We start from the raw sequence: 14,449 nt of genomic DNA on the forward strand, positions 1-14,449 counted from the left end.
GCTGATCTCCGCGCATCATCAGCAACGGATCGGCGAGGAGCTGAGCACACGACCAACCCGGCGAACCTATGCGGTCACAGCACTAGAGCGCGGCTCAGCTGAAGATCGTGATGGCCGTCGCTCAGGGCTTCGAGGTCCAGCGGGAGCCGGTCGGCAAGCGGATCATCGCCCGCATCGCCTTGCTGGACGACCCTGGCGGGGCCATCACCGGCCGCAGCCCTCTGTAGCGTCTCTCGGGGACCCGGTGGCGGTCGGCCGCGGAACGAGGCCGCAGGGGCTCAGTCCAAGATGCCCGGAGCTGTGTCGCCGGCAGCGGACGCCCGCCGGTACCTGCTGGCGCAGTGCCTCCATCGCCTGCTGCCGGGTGCCCGGACGGCCCCGGCCGTCTCCTGCTGGACGACAGCCCATGCGGATGTGCACGGGGCGAACCTCACCGAACCGCTGCGCCTGCTGGGCTGGGAAGGCTGGGGCATGGCCCCGGATGGGTTCGACGCCGCCGCTCCCTACGCCTACTCGCTGCTCCAGCCGGACACTGCCGCCCGCGTCCGTGCCACCTTCCCCGTGCTGGGCATTCCGGTCGGCCTCGCCGCCGAAGCGACCGTGTGCGCCCAGCTGCTCCATACCGCGGCCCGCGGAGACAACCTGGTCCTCGAAGGACCGCTTCGGAACTGGCTGAGGAACTCCGCCGCCGCTGAGCCCGCGCGCTCGCCCCGAACATGAGGTCGACCACGCCGAGTGCGACCCCCGACCACGGCGCCGGACGGGGCGTGTCGAGTCTTGCCCCGCAAGGGATCAAAACCCGAGATGGATCACGACCTCACAGACCGTAGCCGGGTCGCTGATCAGCGTGGAACCAGGGATCGAATCAGAGCCGGGACTCAGAGCTGGAATTCGGCCGGGGACAGCCCCAGCGTCGCGCAGGCCTCGCGCAGGACCGTCGCCTCTGCCTGGGAGAAGTGGCCGTCGGCACCAGCGATGACCATGCCGGTCTGGATCACGGCCCGGGCCTCGGTGGGCTTCTTGGCGGCCTTGGCGATCTCCCGCATGGCCTCGGCCTTGCCGTGCTGGAAGTTCATCGTGAGCTGGTCGACGTGCTTGTTGAAACGCTGCCGCAGCTGCTCCGGCGGGAAGTTCTGGAGCACGTCGTTGCTGAGGATCATCGACTCGACCTGCTGCCGCTCGGCCGGATCCACCTGCCCGTCGGTCGCCGCGACCAGCGCGCACACCGCCATGCTCGCGTCCCGGTAGGCACCGCTCTTCAACTCGGTCTTCAGCGAGCCGAGCTGCGTCTTCAGCACACCGATCAGCTGGGTCTTGCTGCCACTGCCGGACCTCGTCCCCCCGCTCTGCCCACCGGTGGCGCCACGCCCGCCCTGATTCTGCTGGAGAGCCTTGGCCTGGTCCTTGAGCTTGTCCCAGACTGCCATTGAGTCACCTCGGTCATCGTCGGAAGTCATCTCGCGAACCCGCTCCCGCGCGCTCACTGGCCCAACGCCCGACCCAGGGCAAAGGTTCCGTAAAACGCGCACCTCTCTCATGACTTGTTTCTCGGGCGCCCGACACGGTGATGACCCGCACCCGGTGATCGGGTACGGGCAGTCGCGGTGACGCCTGGTGGCAGGCGTTGTGCCGCCGCGTCACGCGTCGTCGCGCGAGCGGAGCCTCAGGCGCGGGGTGAGGCGGAACGCCGTGAAGCCCCCGGTGGCCAGGGCCGCGGTCGCCGCGAGGAGGAGGCCGATGCCACCGGTGCCGGTCGAGGCGAGGCTGCCGCTGTCGAGGTCCGTCGACGTGCCGCCCGTGGTCGAGGAGCCGGTGCCGCCGGTCGTGCCCTCGGGACCCCGACCTCGTTCAGCAGTGCGGACAGGTGATCGGGGCGGGACGGCCGGCTTGCCCGGCGGCCCGGGAAAAGCCAGCGGGACGCCGGGTTGGTGGCGGTGTTCATGTTGTCGCGGCTCGCGATGTGCTCCGGCAGCGGGGGCGGCGACCGGTGTGGGGACGGGTGAGGCTGGTTCCCCGGGCCGTAGTAGCCCAAAGCCTCCGGCTGGGAATCTTTCAGGCAGAGGTTCCCTCGGCGAAGACGGACAAGGCGACCTGGTATGTCTCGAAGGCGCGGGCCGCTCCTGCGTAGACGGCGAGGTGGATGAAGAGGTCGACGATCTCGTCTTGAGTGACGCCGTTGTTGAGCGCGATGCGCAGCTGCCCGCGCAGCGGTTCGAACGCGCCTAGCGTCGCGGCGATGGCGACGGAGACCAGGGACCGGTCGTGCGTCGACAGTGCGGTACGGGTCCATGAGTCCCCGAACGTGTGCACAGTCGCGATTTTGCGGAAGTCGGCTCCGGAGGCCGGTTCGCCGGGGCTCATCGGGAGTTCCAGGCGCTGTCCCAGGAGCTCGCTTGCGGTGTCCAGCGCCTGCTCGTAGGCGTCGTCGGTACTCATTTCTGCTCCTTGTCGGTCGGTCGGTCGTGCGGGGTGGTGGGCCGGTGGTCCTGGCCACCGGGCGTGGTTCAGGGTGGGGAGCCACGCGGGGCGGGCGCTTCGTGCTCCGGCGGTCCGTCCCGCTGGGGTATTACTGCCGGGTGGGGGTGATCGACGTGTGCTCGACGTAGCCGGTCAGACCGGCTTGCCGTACTCACGGCCTAGGCTGCTGGCCCTGTAGCCGCCGAAGGGGCCGTCGAAGCTGATCGGCGCTCCGTTCAGCGTGACGGTGCCGGTGCGCAGCCGGTGGACGGTGGCCAGGGCGCGGTCGGGGTCAGAGGTGCAGGTACCGCCGGAGGGGCGGTACCGGGAGTCGCTGACGATGCGGACGGCGTCGTCATCGTCGTCGTATGCGATGACGACCATGGGTCGGCGGGGCGGTCGGCCGGCGCGGGGATCCGGTGCTTCGACCGGCCCGCTGCCGCGCCCGCACAGTGCCGTCAGGTGGTGGGGTAGTCAGCGGAACGGCTGACTTCGGCCCACTTGCGGGCCTCGGCCAGACGGCCTTCCTCCGAGCTGATCGCAATCTCCAGGGCGTCGCTGCCGAGCAGCAGCCGGCGCGGGGGCTCCTCGGCGTCCACGGCGCCGATGATCGCGCGGGCCATGCGGTCCGGGTCACCGGGTTCGTTGCCGGCGTAGTCCGCGAACCGGGCCAGCCACAGGCCCACGGTCTCCTCGTAGTCGGGGGTCACGGGACCGGAAGGCTCCGCGGCACCGGCGGCCCAGCCGGTGCGGATGCCGCCCGGCTCGACGATGGTGACCTTGACACCGAACGGTGCCACCTCGTTCGCCAGTGCTTCGGAGAACCCCTCGACGGCGAACTTCGCGGTCTGGTAAGCGCTCAGACCCGGCGTGCCACCCACGCGACCGCCGATTGAGGAGATCTGCACGATGTGCCCGGACCGTCGGCGGCGCATGACGGGAAGGACCGCCCGGGTCATGTTGACCACGCCGTACAAGTTGGTCTCGACCTGTGCGCGGAACTCGTCCTCGGGGAAGTCCTCGATCGAGCCGCTGGTGGCGTAGCCGGCGTTGTTGACGACGACGTCAACCGAGCCGAACCGCTCCACCGCCGCGGTCACCACGGCCCGGGACTGGGTCGCGGAGGTGACGTCCAGCGCCACCGCCTCCAGTTGGTTCGGGTGCTCGGCCTTCAGGGAAGCCAGCGCCTCCGGTTTGCGGGAAGTCGCCACCACGTTGTCGCCGGCCTCCAGGGCCGCGAGCACCAGGGCCCTGCCCAGGCCCTGCGAGCCCCCAGTGATCAGCCAGGTTCGCGCCATGACGCGTGCCTCGTTTCGTCATCTGCTTCACCGCCCCGAACGGGACAGCAACTTCACTGTAGACAAAAGCGGTCTAACTGCAACATGAATGATGCAGTAATTTACTGTGTTGCATCTCACGTGATGATGTTGGTTATTTAAGTAAAGCACGGGCGTAGAATGTCGGCATCATGAGAGCAGACGCCGCGCGTAACCTGACTGCCGTCCTCCATGCTGGAGCACGACTCCTGGCGGAGGACCCGGGCGCCTCCATGGCGGCCATCGCCGCCGCCGCCGGGGTGGACCGCACGACCGTCCACCGCCGCTTCGCAAACCGTGAAGCCCTGCTCAGCGCCGTTTTCCAGGCCAAGCTCGACTCCGCCGAACGCGTTCTGGACGAGGCCCGCCTGGTCGAGTCACCCCTGCCGGTCGCCCTCCACCGCTACCTGGAGGGAATCATCGCCGTCAGCCGCGAATGGCCGGTCGACATGCGCCTGATGATGCAGAAAGACCCCACCGCCTGGGCCCGCCGTGAGGAGCAGAGCGCGCGCCTCGACGCCTTCGTCCGCCGAGCGCTGGACGAGGGCTACCTGCGAGCAGGCGTCGACGCGGCCTGGGCACGGACGATCCTGGACGAACTCGTCGACACCGTCGCCCACCGGTTCCCCGACCTGGAACCCCCGCAGGCCGCCGATCTTGTCGCCGCCACCCTCCTGAACGGCCTCGGCGCGACCTGACACCATCACCCACCGCGGAACGGGACAGGCCTGACGACCGCGACACCAGTATGCGGCTCCCCGCGTCCGACGGCGGCGTCGAGAACCCCCAATCTCGTCGGTCCCGAGGAGCCCCGTGCCGCTCTCCCGACTGAAGCCCGGGCCGGAAGCGCTGCCTCCTGGACGGCGAGGAGACCGGCAGCGACACCGTCGAGCGGCGCGTCGGCACCATCGAACGCAAGGAGGCGGCGTGGCCCCGACCGGTGAACTGCGCGTCTCCTGCTGGACGCACGGAGCGCCGGAGTGGTTGATGCAGGTCAGAGGTTGGACGTTGCCTGTGGGCCGGCGCCTCAGTTCTGTCCCGCACCCTCACCTGTACAGGCGCAGCTGCCCGATGGCGAAGGCGAGTGCGAGCCGGGAAAGGAGTGGCGGGCCGGCGGGTTCCAGGCGCAGCACCCATTCAGGCAGGCGGCTGGCGCTCCGGGCTGCTATTAAGCCCGGGTGTCCCGGAACCGGATGACCGCCCGGATTCCGCGCTTGCGCAGGTGCTCGCGGATTACTCGGGAGGAGTACGCCTTGTCGGCCAGGACCACGTCCGGCCCGGTACGGGGACGTCCTCGCTGCCGAGGCGGGCCATAACGTGAGCGAAGGCGGGTGCGTCACCGGCCTGTCCGACGGTGAGCACGAAGGCCAGCGGTCGGCAGTGGGCATCAGAGACGAGGTGGATCTTCGTGGTCAGGCCGCCGCGAGACCGGCCGATGGCACTGTCATCGGGCTCACCGGCCTGGGCCCCTTTTTGCGGGCCCCAGGTGCGTGCTGGTGAGCGCGCACGACAGTGGAGTCGACCAAGACGGCCCAACGGAGGTCCTCCTCAGCGTCGGCCTGAGCGATGAGCGCGGTGAACACCCGTTCCCAGGTGTCGTCGATGGCCCACATCCGCAGCCTGTTGTAGACGCCCCTCCAGTTCCCGAATTTCTCGGGCAGGTGGACCCACTGCGATCTGGTCTGGAACTTCCAGGCAATCGCATCGATCACCTCACGGTGATCCCGCCACCGGCCACCCCGCCCGCTGCGGCGTCCGGTCTGGCAACAGCGGCTCGATCCGCGCCCACTGCGTGTCAGTCAACGGCACGCTCGGACCAACGATCAGGTGATCCGCACGAAAAGGCCTAGTAGTGCTTCGTTACGTTGAGTGATCTCGTCTGGTGGTGGGAAGCCCTCCAGAGTGAAGTTGGGGGAGGTGGAACCGTACCGGGGTGAGTTGTCGGGGTTCGTTGCCGATGTGTTCAGGTCGTTGCCGCGGCGGGATCATCGGCGGTGGGGTGCCTGTTTATCTGCGTGGTCTGATGCTGGACGGCCGGCGCAAGTCGATCCAGCCGATGGCCGAGCGTCTGCCGGACGGGAACATGCAGGCACTGCAGCAGTTCCGCTACGAGGCGACCGTCCTCGTCGCCGCCATCAACGAGTGGCTGTGACAAGCACTTTCGAAGTTCGGCAGATCTGGGCAGTTGGACTTCCATACTCACTCAGCCGGCGTGGAGGATCCGGAAGCGGTCGGGTTGCGCCGGGTCCCGATCAACGACTTGGATCGGTGTCCAAGCCCATTGCCAAACGCTGATGCCCGGCGTGCGGGAGAACTGGATCGGCCTGCGGGTGCCCTCGACCGCCACGCGCGGCCATGCCTCGGCGATGGCCGCCCGGTCCGTACCGTGGGAACGCAGCACCGCCGCGAGGACTGCGACGGTGTCCCAGCCCTCGAAGGCGACGAAGGAGGGCGCTTCGCCAAGCCGCTCGCGGAGCTCCTTCCCGACGCGTTCACCGAGCGGACCGAGGCGTTCGGGCAGGTAACGCAGGAACGGGATCCCGGCGCCGTCCTCACCCAGCGCCGCGGCCCATTCGGCGAACTCCGGTTGTCCGGCCGGAGCGCCGATAAGGATCTCCGCGAGCCGCCGGTCGCCCCGGACGGCCCGGACGATCGGCACCGCCGGCTCCGGATGGCCGACCAGCAGTAGGAGCGCCGTCGCGCCATGATCGACGAGCGCGTCGCACAGAGCTTCGGGTGTGAGCGTCGCGTCGAGTTCGAGGACGGTGCCGCCGCGGGGAGCGAGATGGTCCCGCAGGACGCGGGTCCCGGACGCCCAGTAGACGCTCGGCTGGGTCGCCACGGCGATCCGACGCCGGCCCGCGCGGTGGAGGAAGTCCGCGTAGATCCGCCAGCCGTAGGACTGGGCCGGGGCCAGACGCGCAACCCACTCCGTCGGTACCTCGGTGAGCGTGTCGAGCACCGCGGACGAGCAGAGAAACGGCACGCCGAGGGCGTCGGCTCGGGCGGCGGCGGCGCGGGCGACCACGCTGTGATACTCACCCACCACGGCGGCCACGCCCAGATGGGCCAGTTCATCCACGGCCGCCGCAGCCCGCTCCGGATCGGCCGCAGTGTCCCGGACCACCAACTCCAAGGGTCTGTCGTCGATTCCGCCGGCGTCGTTGACCTCGCGAACGGCCAGGTCGAGTCCTGCGAGCAGGTGTCGGCCCGCCTCGACCCAGCCGGGCCGCGTCAGCGGGACGAGAGCACCCAGGCGGATGGATGACCCGTCTGTGTGCTCCACTCCGGACGGCGATGGTGGCGTGTTCATCGGGTGGCGCCTCCCCTGGGACGATGCGGTCGCGGTCCGTCCGGATCGCGCGCCGGCCGCTGACGGGGCGCGATCATCACGTCCCGCCGAGGCAGGCGCGCCCGGGTGATCATGCCGGTCATTGGAACCAACACCCGCGCCCATAGGCAACCGAGATTTCGCTTGCTGAGCCGCCAAGCTCCATCGTCATCGGCACCAGCGAGGGCCTGCGCCCAGAAGGTCACTGCCGAAACACGCTCCAAAGGGTGTCGCACAAGGCCGTGAACTGGTCATCTCCGTCCAAGAGTTGCGACGTGATCCGGGGGGCGTACGCGATCAAGAAGACTTGAGCTACCTGCCGACCCGTGGCGTCGTGATGGACCCGGGCGACCGTGGAGTCCACGCCGGCCAGGGACATGCCCGCCTGACCTCCCGCGTCGCCATTCCTCCCAGCTCGGAGCCACCAGCGTCCCGGATCCCGTCACCGCCCTGAAGTCGCTCACGCCCTCGGATCGCCATTGAACAATCAAATGGGATATAACGGATGTCATAGCTATTTATCGACCCTCACCATGACCATACGGAAGGATTCTGGTGTCGCTCTTCCTGGTTCCTGGTCTCAGTTGAAGCGGAGCCGGGGCGGGACCGTGGTCCGGGTCAATTCCGGCGGTGGATGACGGTCCTGGTGCGGCTCTCCGGAGTCAGCCGCTGGTGAGAGCGAGTGCACCGCCGACTTCGTCCAACCGGTCGCTGGCCCGGTTGAGGCATTGACAGCACCGAGTCAGCGACGCGAAGAGGATCATCAATGTCTCACCACCTCGACACTCCCCAGGCTGCGCAGAACGGCCAGCTGTTCATCGACGACCTCTACGTCTTCCCCGGCGAGGGCAGCACGGTCTTCGTCATGGACGTCAACTCCAACATCACCGGGGTCCACGCCGAACCGGGCTTCCACCACGAGGCGCGCTACGAGATCAAGGTGCACTTCGACGGTGCCGACCAGGAGACGCTCACCTATCGGTTCTCCTTCGGTGAGCCCGACGCCAACGGCCGGCAGCCCCTGCGTCTCCACACGCTCACCGGCAGCGACGCACGCGAGGACTCCGCCGAGGGCGTCCTGGTGCTGGAGGGCCGTACCGCCGAAACAGCCACCGCCGCAGGAGTCCGAGCCTGGGCCGGGCGCGTCCAGGAAGCGTTCTACGTCGACCTGGACCTGCTCGCCGTCGTCAACGGCGCCGTGGGGAAAGGCACCGCGGTGGACCTGACCTCCTGGAACCCTCGGGACGCGCGGAACTCCTTCGCCGGGACCACGGTGGAAGCGATCGTTCTGGAAATCCCCCACGGCCGCGACGAGTTGCGACCCGACGCCCGGATCGGTGTGTGGTGCGCGACCAAGCTGGCGACCGACGCCGGCGGCTGGCGGCAGATCAACCGCGGTGGCAATCCCATGATGTGGCCGATCTTCTGGCCCAACGACACGGATTTCTCGGATCCCGCCAACACCCGCCATCCCTCCGAGGACGTCGCCGCCTTCGGCAGGACGATCGCCGACCAGGTGGCCAAGGTGGTCGAGGCCACCGGCACCTCGGCCGACCCGGCGGGCTACGGACGAACCGTCGCCGGACAACTCCTCCCCGATGTCCTGCCCTACGTGATCGGCACCCCCGCGTCCTTCGGCTTCGCCACTCGCAACGGCCGCACCCGCGCGGACAACGCGCCCGAGGCGATGATGTCCCTCGTGACCAACATGGCCGTACCCAGTGGCCTCACGCCGGCGACCACCAAGGCGCAGCGGACCGACCAATTCCCCTACGTCGTACCGGAGTGAGCACACACGAGTCTGCGGGCGGTGCACCTTCGGACCCTACGGACGTGCTGCGCAAGGGTGAGGCAAGTCCAGCGGCATGCGAAGATGCGGGACCGGCAGGCCGGCCGAGTGAATGCGGCCCGGAGAAGGTTGCGGTCCCTGCGCGGGGCGTCGTCGGCGCCGTACCCCGGACGGCCACGCAGGGGTGGATCCGGTAACGCAGCACGGTGTCACCGAGGAGCGGGACGAACACGTCACGGTCCGGCGGGCCCATCCACCACGCGTTGGAAAAGTCGTGCCGCACCAGGATGCCGTGGTGGTCGCAGGCGGCGTAGAACTCCTCGCGGTCGCTGCTGCGCGGCGGCTCGTGCACCACCGGCGTGGTCACGTCCGAGGGGTGATCCTTGAACCTGCCGGCATCCTGTCGTGTGGGGAGTAATCGTGTCGCGCCTTGGGGAGCGACGACCGCACCGACACGCCGTTCGGCCGCCGCGCGGTCGACTGGGAGCTCAAGGGCGTGCCGGTACGCATCGAGGTCTCTCCACGTGACGTGGAGAACGGGACGGCCGTGCTCGTCCGCCGCGTAGCGGGAAGCAAGGAGCCGACGCCGATCGGGGCACTGTCCGAGATCCTGCCCACGGTACTGGAGGACGACCAGGCGCTTCTGCTGGCGCAGTCCCGTAAGCGTCGCAACGACCGCACCATCCAGGTGACCACGGTCGAGGAGGCTGCGGAGGCGGCTAGGACCGGCTGGGCGCGCATCGCCTGGGAGACGCTGGGCGTGGAGGGTGAGGCCAAGCTCGCCGAACAGGGCATCACCGTGCGGTGCCTGGTCGCCGCAGACGGTTCCGTTCCCGAGAGCGACGACCTGCCTGGCAACATCGCCGTCGTGGCACGCGCCTACTGACCCTGGAGATACTCGCCGCTCCCGCCGGCCGTGCGGAAGGGGGGCCGCGACCGCGACGGTGAACTGCTCTCGGAGGCGTCGGGCGCCAAGAGCGTCGCGGACCCGTCCGACTCCTGGAAGCCGACGAGCGCGCCGGACTCTTCTCCCCAGGGTCGACGCGCTCACTCCGTTCTTCACCTCGGACACCACGATGCCCGCGTCTGGACGGCCGAGGTCGGCGGTCGGATCCGCCAGTTCATCGAGCACTGTCCGCCTGCCGGCAGGGCGTGCCCTCCACCGCAGCTACGCCGCAGCCCTGCAGGGCCGGCCGCGACCAGGTGGGAGGCGTTAAGGGCGCGTCAGCGGACCGGTGGACTACAGCGATGCGCTGATGGACCTCACGGTGTTCGGGGCGACAGGAGAGCTGGGAGGACTCGCCGGCAGGCTGGCCGCGCCTCGGGCAGGCCACGCGGCTCCTGGGCGGGGCTCCCGCTGCCGGAGCCGGGGGAAGCTCACCCACTGCAGGCCTCGCAGGGTCTCCAGAGGCACTCCTCGTCGTCTGCTAGTTCCGCAGCGACGCTTGCGGCCAGCAGGACACCCAGCCTCTCCGTGACGACCAGCATGGCGTCGAGGTGGGGTCCGCAGGACGTTCCCGGAGCAGGCCGATGTCGAGTTCCCGGCGCGCAAGGCCTCCAGTTGAGCCGCGAACGACAGGTGGCGGGCCTGCACACGGGTGTCAGGACAGGTGGCTGTCACCTGTCCTGTTGTCACGACCGAATCCTCCCCGGCGAGCGCACTGCCGCACCCTCCGTACCGGCGACTTTCACACCCCTGTCACGCGCCCCTTCCTTGGCGTTCTGTGTCCCTGAAACACTCCTTCCGCGCAGATACCGTCACGTTCCGGTCGTCCCGTACCTCACCGATGAGAGGTCTGTCCTACATGTCCGAAGTCAACCGGCGCCGTTTTCTCCAACTCGCGGGTGCCACTACGGCCTTCAGCGCCCTGTCCGCCAGCATCCAGCGCGCCGCAGCCCTGCCGGCGAACCACCGTACCGGGTCGATCGAGGACGTCGAGCACATCGTCGTCCTCATGCAGGAGAACCGCTCCTTCGACCACTACTTCGGCACCCTGAGAGGCGTCCGCGGCTTCGGTGACCCCCGCCCGGTCACCCACGGCAACGGCGCACCGGTCTGGCACCAGGAGAAGGACGGCAAGGAACTCCTGCCCTTCCACCCGGACGCCGACGACCTCGGCATGCAGTTCCTGGAGGGCCTGCCGCACTCCTGGCCGGACGGCCAGCAGGCCTACAACGGCGGCAAGTACGACCGGTGGGTGCCCGCCAAGGGCACCACGACCATGGCGTACCTGACCCGCGAGGACATCCCCTTCCACTTCGCCCTCGCCGACGCCTTCACCGTCTGCGACGCCTACCACTGCTCGTTCATCGGCTCCACCGACCCGAACCGCTACTACATGTGGTCCGGCTACACGGGCAACGACGGCAGCGGCGGCGGCCCGGTTCTGGACAACGCCGAACTCGGCTACGGCTGGACCACCTACCCCGAGCGCCTCGAGCAGGCCGGCATCTCGTGGAAGATCTACCAGGACATCGGCGACGGCCTGGACGCGGCCGGCTCCTGGGGCTGGATCCAGGACGCATACCGCGGCAACTACGGCGACAACTCCCTGCTGTACTTCGACAAGTACCGCAACGCCCAGCCCGGCGACCCCTGGTACGACAAGGCCCGCACCGGCACCGACGTCAAGAACGGCGACGGCTACTTCGACCGCCTGCGCGCCGACGTGAAGGCCGGAAAGCTGCCCCAGATCTCCTGGATCGCCGCCCCCGAGGCCTTTTCCGAGCACTCCAACTGGCCCTCGAACTACGGGGCCTGGTACATCGCCCAGGTCCTGGACGCCCTCACCTCCAACCCCGAGGTCTGGTCGAAGACGGCCCTTTTCATCACCTACGACGAGAACGACGGCTTCTTCGACCACGTCGTGCCGCCGCTGCCGCCGAAGGACGCCTCCCGCGGCCTGTCCACCGTCGACGTCACCCCTGACCTCTTCCCGGGCGACGGCCGCAGGACGGCCGGCCCCTACGGGCTGGGCCCGCGCGTGCCGATGCTGGTCGTCTCGCCCTGGAGCAAGGGCGGCTACGTCTGCTCCGAGACCCTCGACCACACCTCGATCCTGCGGTTCATGGAACGCCGCTTCGGCGTGCGCGAGACGAACATCTCGCCCTGGCGCCGGGCGATCTGCGGTGACCTGACGGCCGCGTTCGACTTCTCCCGCAAGGACCCGCGCCCGGCCCCGCTGCCCGGCACCGACGCGTACGAGCCGCAGGACCGCGAACGCCACCCCGACTACAGGCCCACCCCGCCCGCGGACCCGCGCATGCCCCGGCAGGAGCGCGGACTGCGCCGCTCCCGGCCGCTGAAGTACGCCCCGCACGTCGACGCCTCCGTCGACGCGGCCGCCGGGAAGCTCACCCTCACCTTCGCCTCCGGGCCGAAGGCCGGCGGCGCCTTCCACGTCACCTCCGGCAACCGGGCCGACGGCCCCTGGACGTACACCACCGAGGCCGGCAGGACGCTCCGGGACACCTGGAACTCGGCGTACTCCGCGGGCTCCTACGACCTGACCGTGCACGGCCCGAACGGCTTCGTGCGCGTCTTCAAGGGTTCGAACAGCACAGCCGGCTGCGAGGTCACCGCCCGCCACCGGGGCGACGACATCGAGCTGACCTTCACCCACCGTGGCACCCACACGGCACGGCTGCGGATCGCCGACGGTTACGGCGGCAGGCCCTCGGCCGTCACGGTCCGCCCGGGCGCGACCGTGCGCCGGACCGTCGACCTCACGAGAAGCCGCCGCTGGTACGACTTGACCGTCACCGCCGACGGCGACAAGGCCTTCCTGCGCCGGTTCGCGGGGCACGTCGAGAACGGACAGCCGGGCGTGAGCGACCCGGCGATCATCACCGCGTAGCCGTGGTGAGGTGCCCCGGATCGTGCGACCGGGGCACCTACGCCGGTCCGGCCGCGGCCGAGTCCGGCTCCAGGACCCGTCACGGGCCCTGGGAACCGGACATCCGGGGCTCGGCTTGGACGCCCGGGACAGGGACAGCGCGGACATATCACTCTCAGTGGCCGCTGGGATGATCGGAGCGGGGGGAAACCGCCCGCTGAGGGGAGAAGTTGACGATGGAATCAAGGCACGTACGAGACTGACCTTGAACAAGGAATGGGCCGTCGGCACCCGCATCGGGGGTGGCGGCTTTGGCGTAGTTCTCGCAGCGGAGGACACCGCTGACGAGAGGGCGGCGGTGAAGCTCGCACCCAAAGCGCCGGGCACCTGGCGCGAGTTGTCCTTCATCGGTCTGGAAGGTGTCCGCAACGTGCCGGTCATCGACGGCGGCGAGCACGACCACCAGTGGGTGCTGCTGGTTTCCGTGCCGAGGTGTCGCTGCGCGACTACCTCCAGGAGCACGGTCGGCCGCCCCTCAGCGACGCGGTCGCCACGCTGAATGACGTCGCCGAAGCAGCAGCATCGTCTCCTCGCGCCCGGCCCGGTCCGACGCTCCTCGGCTGGTCCCTGTGAGCCGGCCGAGCCCCGGCCTCCCGGGCCTTGGAACCGGAGGTAGCCAGTGTGACGGGGCCGGTTCGGGTTCTCGTATCACGTGTCACAAGCGTGGAAGACGGCATCCGTGACGACGCATGTGGATTCTCGCAACTGGTCGCGGGCAACCGCACTTTCATGAGTCACGATGTGATGGTGGAGGCCGCCTCAGGCGGTGACGGCGGCAGTCCGGTAATCGTCCTGCTTCTGTGTTTCTTCCTGATCATGGGGGTGGTCCAGGTCGTTCGTCCTCAGTTGCTGTGGAAGGCCAACAGCCGCCTCCAGCGGGGCTGGGTGAGGAACCCCGATGCTACTGAGCCCACCAGCAAGGGCTACGCGATGAACCGGGTGATCGGAGTGATCTTCTTAGGGCTTGTCTTATGGATGCTGTTTCAGCAGTTCTGACCCCGCACGGGCCACCTTCGCCGACCTCGGCCAACCGCGGCCGCGTCAGCAAGGCTTCCGCCGCCTACGGATCCGCTGGGAACGACGCGACGACAACCACGAGGGCTTCTTCAGCCTCGCCGTCTGTCTGACCACCCACGGCCACAATTACAGGTTCTGCTAGGGCCAGTTGAGCCTCGGACCATGGAGCTCTACGGGGGAGCAAGACGGGTCGGCGAGACCGGGGGCGCGGCAGCGCGGGCGGCGCAGTCCGAGCGGAGCGTCGAGGAGTTCTTCGAGGCGGTTCTGGCGGCCGGACCGAGGCCGGTGGGCCTGCTCAGCCGGGAGACGAGCGGGAACCTCATGCTTGCTGGGCGGATCAGCCGTTGGTTTTACAGTCCCGCCGGTCCGTTCGCATTCGCTGATGCAGTGGGTGTTGTCGCTGGCACTGTGGCTGGCGGCCTTGGTGCAGCAGCAGTTGGTGCTGCGTGTATCGGTACGGCTGGCGCTGTGTCGACGCCGCCTTGGTCACCGGCGCGCTTTGGGGCGCAGGGGGCGGCGCTGCTGGTGCCACGATCGCAGGCGGCACGCAAGCGGAACGAGAGAATGGCATGTGCGGCGGCCTGATTGGTGGAGCAGTCGGGAGCTTCTTCTGAGGAGGAACGCGTGGAACGAAAGAGCCCAA

The 14,449-nt window shown here is 69.0% G+C and carries 11 protein-coding genes and 5 pseudogenes; 10 read left to right on the plus strand and 6 right to left on the minus strand.

From position 1 onward, the window contains the following. Positions 1–98: 98 nt before the first annotated feature. Positions 99–227 (plus strand): annotated as a pseudogene (locus ACIF8S_RS12350) (ATP-binding protein); the annotation flags it as partial. 73 nt (positions 228–300) lie between these two features. Further along, entirely contained in the window at positions 301–720 is a 420-nt protein-coding gene (locus tag ACIF8S_RS12355; protein ID WP_399998952.1) for a hypothetical protein, read from the plus strand. A 158-nt stretch (positions 721–878) separates the two neighbouring features. Here the strand turns inward: ACIF8S_RS12355 and ACIF8S_RS12360 are convergent, their stop codons facing one another. The 4 genes from ACIF8S_RS12360 to ACIF8S_RS12375 form a co-directional block, all read right to left on the minus strand. Next, the gene (locus ACIF8S_RS12360) at positions 879–1,427 is read right to left on the minus strand and encodes a tellurite resistance TerB family protein (protein WP_399998953.1); all 549 of its coding nucleotides are present in this window, start codon (positions 1,425–1,427) and stop codon (positions 879–881) included. Positions 1,428–2,052: 625 nt separating this feature from the next. After that, positions 2,053–2,436 (minus strand): carboxymuconolactone decarboxylase family protein, encoded by a 384-nt coding sequence (locus tag ACIF8S_RS12365; protein WP_399998954.1) that lies wholly within the window; start codon positions 2,434–2,436, stop codon positions 2,053–2,055. Between the two features lie 174 nt (positions 2,437–2,610). Continuing rightward, positions 2,611–2,841 (minus strand): aldehyde dehydrogenase family protein, encoded by a 231-nt coding sequence (locus ACIF8S_RS12370; protein ID WP_399998956.1) that lies wholly within the window; start codon positions 2,839–2,841, stop codon positions 2,611–2,613. A gap of 74 nt (positions 2,842–2,915) precedes the next feature. Then, positions 2,916–3,755, minus strand: coding sequence for an oxidoreductase (locus ACIF8S_RS12375; protein ID WP_399998958.1), 840 nt, complete (start codon positions 3,753–3,755; stop codon positions 2,916–2,918). A gap of 170 nt (positions 3,756–3,925) precedes the next feature. Between ACIF8S_RS12375 and ACIF8S_RS12380 the strand changes: the two genes are divergently transcribed. Next, a complete protein-coding gene (locus ACIF8S_RS12380; protein WP_349795065.1) occupies positions 3,926–4,471 on the plus strand; it encodes a TetR family transcriptional regulator in 546 nt (181 codons plus the stop codon). Positions 4,472–4,965: 494 nt separating this feature from the next. On the opposite strand, the pseudogene ACIF8S_RS12385 reads toward ACIF8S_RS12380, so the two are convergent. Next, a pseudogene (locus ACIF8S_RS12385) lies at positions 4,966–5,582 on the minus strand (IS5 family transposase); the annotation flags it as partial. Between the two features lie 93 nt (positions 5,583–5,675). Here ACIF8S_RS12385 and ACIF8S_RS12390 point away from each other — a divergent pair. Beyond that, positions 5,676–5,892, plus strand: a pseudogene (locus ACIF8S_RS12390) (transposase); the annotation flags it as partial. Positions 5,893–5,976: 84 nt separating this feature from the next. Here ACIF8S_RS12390 and ACIF8S_RS12395 read toward each other — a convergent pair. Beyond that, a complete protein-coding gene (locus ACIF8S_RS12395; RefSeq protein ID WP_399998961.1) occupies positions 5,977–7,086 on the minus strand; it encodes an ABC transporter substrate-binding protein in 1,110 nt (369 codons plus the stop codon). A 784-nt stretch (positions 7,087–7,870) separates the two neighbouring features. On the opposite strand from ACIF8S_RS12395, the gene ACIF8S_RS12400 reads away from it, so the two are divergent. From ACIF8S_RS12400 to ACIF8S_RS12425, 6 genes and pseudogenes are all read left to right on the plus strand, one after another. Further along, positions 7,871–8,893: a DUF4331 family protein gene (locus tag ACIF8S_RS12400; protein WP_399998962.1), complete on the plus strand. Its 1,023-nt coding sequence runs from the start codon at positions 7,871–7,873 to the stop codon at positions 8,891–8,893. A gap of 439 nt (positions 8,894–9,332) precedes the next feature. Beyond that, positions 9,333–9,779 (plus strand): annotated as a pseudogene (locus ACIF8S_RS12405) (His/Gly/Thr/Pro-type tRNA ligase C-terminal domain-containing protein); the annotation flags it as partial. A gap of 349 nt (positions 9,780–10,128) precedes the next feature. Continuing rightward, positions 10,129–10,249 (plus strand): annotated as a pseudogene (locus ACIF8S_RS12410) (DUF899 domain-containing protein); the annotation flags it as partial. Between the two features lie 449 nt (positions 10,250–10,698). Continuing rightward, a complete protein-coding gene (locus ACIF8S_RS12415) occupies positions 10,699–12,750 on the plus strand; it encodes a phosphocholine-specific phospholipase C (protein WP_399998963.1) in 2,052 nt (683 codons plus the stop codon). A 244-nt stretch (positions 12,751–12,994) separates the two neighbouring features. Beyond that, complete coding sequence (locus tag ACIF8S_RS12420; RefSeq protein ID WP_399998965.1) at positions 12,995–13,288, plus strand: hypothetical protein; 294 nt, start codon at positions 12,995–12,997, stop codon at positions 13,286–13,288. Between the two features lie 164 nt (positions 13,289–13,452). Beyond that, positions 13,453–13,785: a DUF6199 family natural product biosynthesis protein gene (locus ACIF8S_RS12425; RefSeq protein WP_399998966.1), complete on the plus strand. Its 333-nt coding sequence runs from the start codon at positions 13,453–13,455 to the stop codon at positions 13,783–13,785. The last annotated feature ends 664 nt before the right edge of the window (positions 13,786–14,449 follow it).

It is taken from the genome of Streptomyces sp. NPDC085937 (assembly GCF_044540535.1).
Taxonomy (GTDB): domain Bacteria; phylum Actinomycetota; class Actinomycetes; order Streptomycetales; family Streptomycetaceae; genus Streptomyces.

Excerpts from the sequence above, each read along its gene's own strand:
- ACIF8S_RS12400 (WP_399998962.1), top strand. The coding sequence starts at position 7,871 with ATGTCTCACCACCTCGACACTCCCCAGGCTGCGCAGAACGGCCAGCTG.
- ACIF8S_RS12375 (WP_399998958.1), bottom strand. The coding sequence starts at position 3,755 with ATGGCGCGAACCTGGCTGATCACTGGGGGCTCGCAGGGCCTGGGCAGG.
- ACIF8S_RS12415 (WP_399998963.1), top strand. The coding sequence starts at position 10,699 with ATGTCCGAAGTCAACCGGCGCCGTTTTCTCCAACTCGCGGGTGCCACT.
- ACIF8S_RS12360 (WP_399998953.1), bottom strand. The coding sequence starts at position 1,427 with ATGGCAGTCTGGGACAAGCTCAAGGACCAGGCCAAGGCTCTCCAGCAG.
- ACIF8S_RS12365 (WP_399998954.1), bottom strand. The coding sequence starts at position 2,436 with ATGAGTACCGACGACGCCTACGAGCAGGCGCTGGACACCGCAAGCGAG.
- ACIF8S_RS12395 (WP_399998961.1), bottom strand. The coding sequence starts at position 7,086 with ATGAACACGCCACCATCGCCGTCCGGAGTGGAGCACACAGACGGGTCA.
- ACIF8S_RS12380 (WP_349795065.1), top strand. The coding sequence starts at position 3,926 with ATGAGAGCAGACGCCGCGCGTAACCTGACTGCCGTCCTCCATGCTGGA.
- ACIF8S_RS12370 (WP_399998956.1), bottom strand. The coding sequence starts at position 2,841 with ATGGTCGTCATCGCATACGACGACGATGACGACGCCGTCCGCATCGTC.